The organism is Aminobacter sp. P4_H6_2 (genome assembly GCF_056400805.1).
Window position 1 is genome coordinate 1 of the sequence record NZ_JBFUKO010000455.1, and the last position, 4,513, is coordinate 4,513.

The 4,513-nt window shown below is 61.3% G+C and carries 5 protein-coding genes; 2 read left to right on the forward strand and 3 right to left on the reverse strand.

What is annotated here, in order from left to right; genetic code table 11:
- Positions 1 to 627, forward strand: a 627-nt coding sequence (locus AC1DUU_RS24160; protein WP_476785916.1) for an ABC transporter permease, incomplete at its 5' end; no start/stop codon positions are given.
- Positions 624 to 1,424, forward strand: coding sequence for an ABC transporter permease (locus tag AC1DUU_RS24165; protein ID WP_476785917.1), 801 nt, complete (start codon positions 624 to 626; stop codon positions 1,422 to 1,424). The genes AC1DUU_RS24160 and AC1DUU_RS24165, both read left to right, overlap by 4 nt.
- A 102-nt stretch (positions 1,425 to 1,526) precedes the next feature.
- On the opposite strand, the gene AC1DUU_RS24170 is transcribed toward AC1DUU_RS24165, so the two are convergent.
- From AC1DUU_RS24170 to AC1DUU_RS24180, 3 genes are all read right to left on the reverse strand, one after another.
- Positions 1,527 to 2,405, reverse strand: coding sequence for a LysR family transcriptional regulator (locus AC1DUU_RS24170; RefSeq protein WP_476785918.1), 879 nt, complete (start codon positions 2,403 to 2,405; stop codon positions 1,527 to 1,529).
- Positions 2,406 to 2,573: 168 nt separating this feature from the next.
- Entirely contained in the window at positions 2,574 to 3,560 is a 987-nt protein-coding gene (locus tag AC1DUU_RS24175; RefSeq protein ID WP_476785919.1) for an ABC transporter ATP-binding protein, read from the reverse strand.
- A 2-nt stretch (positions 3,561 to 3,562) separates the two neighbouring features.
- Entirely contained in the window at positions 3,563 to 4,492 is a 930-nt protein-coding gene (locus tag AC1DUU_RS24180; RefSeq protein WP_476785920.1) for an ATP-binding cassette domain-containing protein, read from the reverse strand.
- Between the last annotated feature and the right edge of the window lie 21 nt (positions 4,493 to 4,513).

A 4,513-nucleotide genomic window follows, 5' to 3' on the forward strand; every position in this document is an offset into this window, starting at 1 on the left:
CGTTTGATCTGTGTCTTGCTGGCCTACCCCGCGGCCTATTTCCTGACCACGCTCAAAGGACGGTGGCGCTACGCGTTGCTCATGCTGCTTTTGGTGCCGCTGCTGATGAGCTATGTCATCAAGATCTACGCGATCCGCAGCATTCTCGGCCTCAATGGCTTTCTCAACAAGGCACTGGTGGCGATCGGCATCCTGCAGGAGCCATCCTCGCTCTTCGTGTTCAACATGAACGCCATCTTGCTTACGCTGACGCTCCTGCTGATCCCTTTCGCGATCMTGCCGATTTTCCTCGCACTCGAACGCGTTCCGCAGGTCTTGCTGCGCGCATCAGACGATCTCGGCGCCAGTGGATTGCAGACTTTCCTGCGTATCACACTGCCGCTTAGCCTGCCGGGTGTGGCAACGGCGGCAAGCTTTGTGTTCGTGCTGGCGATCGGCGATTTCCTGACCCCGCAAATGGTCGGTGGCATCAGCGGGTTCACCTTCGGCCGCATCCTCTACAGCCAGTTCGGCACGGCCTATAACTGGCCGTTTGGCGCGGCCCTGTCGGTGGCATTGGCCATGGTGGTGATCGCCGCAATTCTCCTTGGCGAGCGCTTCGGGCGCAATCGGGGGACTTCGCCATGAGTGCCGCGCTTCGGCCGTCCACTATCTTTCTGGCCGCAGTCACGGCGCTGGTCGCCGTGCTGCTCTACAGTCCGCTGCTTGTGCCGATCGTGTCGTCGTTCTTCACGATCACACGCGGCGAGGTCGATTGGTCGTCCCCAACGGTTTCGGCCTACGTGGCCTTGGCCGAGAACCGGGACATTCTCCTCGCTCTGCGCACCACGCTGATTGTCGGTATCTGTACGGTTGTCCTATCCGTGGTGGGCGGAACGCTGCTGGCCCTCTACTATCACGGCCGCCGCAGCGGGCGTTCCATCCTGCAGTTCATCATATTCCTGCCATTCCTGATGCCGCCGATCATCAGCGGTCTGGCGCTCCTGATCTTCTTCCGTGAAGTTGGCATCGAGCGCTCGCTGCTGACGGTCATCATCGGTCACACGGTCTTTGTCCTGGCGATTGTCTACCGCACCGTGCTGATGCGGTTGCAATCGATGAGCAGCACGCTGGTGGAGGCGTCTTACGATCTGGGTGCCACAAGGTGGCAGACGTTCTGGCGCATCATCTTGCCAAATCTTTCGAGCGCGATGATCGGCGGCGCGATCTTAGCCTTCGCCTTGTCGTTCGATGAAACCATGATCACCATTCTGGTGACCGGAACTCAGAGCACGCTGCCCGTCAGGCTGTGGGCGATGATGCGGCTTGGTTTTTCGCCAGATATCAACGCGCTCGTTGCGCTGATCCTGATGTTTACCGTGCTGCTCTGCGTCCTTGCCGCCCGCTTCCTCATTCCCAGGCAGGTCGCCACACAACGGAATTGAGGCTTTGTCTCAAATGCAGTTGCATTGTCGGAGAGAGGCTTCTGGTGCGTGGGGGCTATGTGTCGAGCATCCCTGCGGGGATGGACGGTCGGACGGATCCCGTCATTGCCAGACGCGGTTGACGATGGGGCGGCGGTTCTGGCGGGAGCGGTATAGGCGGATGTCGACCCGGATGTCCCACGATGTATCGCCTGCTCGAACGAGCGTACCATTGTCCAGTTCCGCCCGGACCAGGCTTTCGGGAACCCAGGCAACGCCCCAGCCGGCAAGCGCCATGCCCTTGAGCCCCACCGACATCGAGCCGGTGTGGGCGCGCTTGTGCGCGGCAAGCCTTTCGGACAGAACTTCGCCGAACAGCAGGCCGAAGAACGAGCCTTTCTCATAGCCGACATAGCTCGCCGGGCGCTCCCGGTCGGGATCATGCAGCGGCTTGCCGTCGCTGGATGGGGCGGAGATCGGAATGATCGTCTCCTGGTCGAGGATGCGGTACTCGAAGAGTTCGGGATCGAGCACGAGGGATACCGCTGGATGCGCATAGGTCAGCAGGAAGTCGCAGTCGCCATCGACAAGCGAGCTGACGTTTTCTTCCATGCTTCCCAGGTCGGGCTTGATCCGCGACAGGAGCGGGCCGACCCTGTCGCTGACTGTGCGCAGCCAGCCGGGGAAATAGGTGAACGACAGCGTGTGCAGCGCGGTGACGGTGATCGTCTGGGCCTCGGCCCCTTCCTGCTCGCGCAGGCTTCGCCTCGCCTGCGTCAGGCTGCGTACGGCCTCGCGCGCGACGGGCACGAACTTTTCGCCCGCAGAGGTCAGTCGCGAGGGATAGGTGGCGCGATCGATTAGACTTGAGCCGAGCCATATCTCGAGTTGCTTGATGCGACGGCTGAAGGCGGACTGGGTGATGTTCCTTTCTTCCGCAGCCTTGGAGAAACTATTGGTTTCCGCCAAGGCGAGGAAGTCTTCCAGCCACTTGAGTTCCAAGACGCCGCCCCCTGGGCATCGCCGTGCGGCCCAAGGGGGGCGCAAGCGACGCGTAACACTTTGAATTCGTGATCATGGGATGCGGCCGAAGTCGACGTCATGTCAAGGCATGCGGCATCCGGTATGACCAGTGGCCGGAACGAGTCCCTTGCCTGCCGGGCGACCGGTTCAGGCGGAGAGGCGCTGGCAACGTACCTGATGATCCTCGCCGATCGAAATCAGCTCGCTGGGCGCAGGAGCGGCATAGACGTCGGGATTGGTGATGTCTTGCGGATAAAACCGATACCCTTGAGGCGGCAGTGGCGCGTTCCGCAAGACTGCCTTGACGCCGGTTTGCAAGATGGCGTCCGGGTCGGGAATGGTGCTGATCAGCTTGCGTGTATAGGGGTGTGTCGGGCTTGAGAAGATCGCGTCCCAATGACCGATCTCGACGATCTGGCCGAAATACATCACCGCAACGCGGTCGCTCATATGCTCGACCACGCCGAGATCATGACTGATCATGATGTAGGACAAAGACAGCTGTTCCTTGAGATCGAGCAACAGGTTGATGATCTGCGCCCTGATCGACACGTCCAGCGCCGAGACCGGTTCGTCCAGCATGATGATGTGCGGGTCGAGGATCAGCGCGCGCGCGATGCCGATGCGCTGGCGCTGGCCGCCGGAAAATTCATGTGGGAAGCGGGTTCCCTGTTCCGGCGTCAGGCCGACGCGGCGCAGCATCTCGGCGACCCGGTCGTCGATTTCGCTGCGGGACTTGGTGCCATGCAGGCGCAAGGGCTCCGCCAGTGAACGATGCACCGTCTGGCGCGGGTTGAGGGAGGCATAGGGGTCCTGGAAAACCATCTGTGCGATCCGCGCGCGTTCCATGCGGGGTGGCGCGTTGGCGCCAATGATCGATTTGCCTTCGAATAGAATATCGCCTGAGGTCGGAGCCTGGAGCCCGATCACCGACAGGGCGGTTGTCGACTTGCCGCAGCCGGATTCACCGACAATGCTCAGGCATTCGCCCTTGTTGAGGTGGAGGCTGACACCATTGACGGCCCGCAATGCTTGCTTACGCCGGGAAAAAAGCGCGCCGCTCACCGGGAAATGGACGTGCAGGTCGTTGATTTCGAGCAAGGGACGATCGGTCGCCGTTGTTTGACCAGACATGCTCAGCGAGCCTCGCTATCGGCACGCGCCGCCATTTGCGGCTTGCGTGGCTCGAAGTAGAATTCTTCGGTCAGCTTGCTCTTGTCGGTGACGATGCTGTCGATGTCGACGAGGCGTTGGCGACCATGGCGTTGTCGCGAACCGAGCCGGGGCAAGGCGCCGAGCAGGCCCTTGGTGTAGGTATGCCGTGGATCGGCGAACAGGTCGTAGGTATCGCGCTCTTCAACGAGCTGGCCGGCATACATCACGCCAACGCGCTGGCACATGTTGGCGATGACGCCAAGATCRTGGCTGATCATCAAGACGGCGGTGTTGCGGGCAGAGCAAAGCTCGTGGATGAGTTTCAACACCTCCGCCTGCACGGTCACGTCGAGCGCTGTCGTTGGCTCGTCGGCGATCAGAAGGTCCGGGTCACAGGCGAGTGCGATGGCGATCATGACGCGCTGGCGCATGCCGCCTGACATCTGGTGTGGGTAATTGTGCACGCGCTGCTCGGGTGCCGGCACCTTGACGCTGGCCAATGCTTCGACCGCGCGCTGTTCTGCATCCTTCCAGCTCGTGCCCTTGTGCAGAACGAACATCTCGGCGATTTGCCGCCCGACTGTCGCCAGCGGGTTGAGCGCGGTCATCGGCTCCTGGAATATCATCGCGATGCGATTGCCGCGCAGATTGCGCATGTCGCGAGGCGACAGGCCGCGCAGGTCCGTGCCGTCAAACAGGATCTGGCCGTCGGTAACCGCAAGTGGCCCTTTCATCAGGCCGATGATCGAAAGCGAGGTGATCGTCTTGCCGCAACCTGATTCACCGACCAGACCGAAGGCCTCGCCACGCATGATGTCGAAGGACACGTCCTTGACGATCTTTTGCTCGTGCCCGCCGATCTTCAGGCCGATATCCAGGTTTTTGATTTCGAGAAGCGGGATATCTCTCATGCGCGGCGGATCCTCATATGC

Excerpts from the sequence above, each read along its gene's own strand:
- AC1DUU_RS24165 (WP_476785917.1), top strand. The coding sequence starts at position 624 with ATGAGTGCCGCGCTTCGGCCGTCCACTATCTTTCTGGCCGCAGTCACG.
- AC1DUU_RS24175 (WP_476785919.1), bottom strand. The coding sequence starts at position 3,560 with ATGTCTGGTCAAACAACGGCGACCGATCGTCCCTTGCTCGAAATCAAC.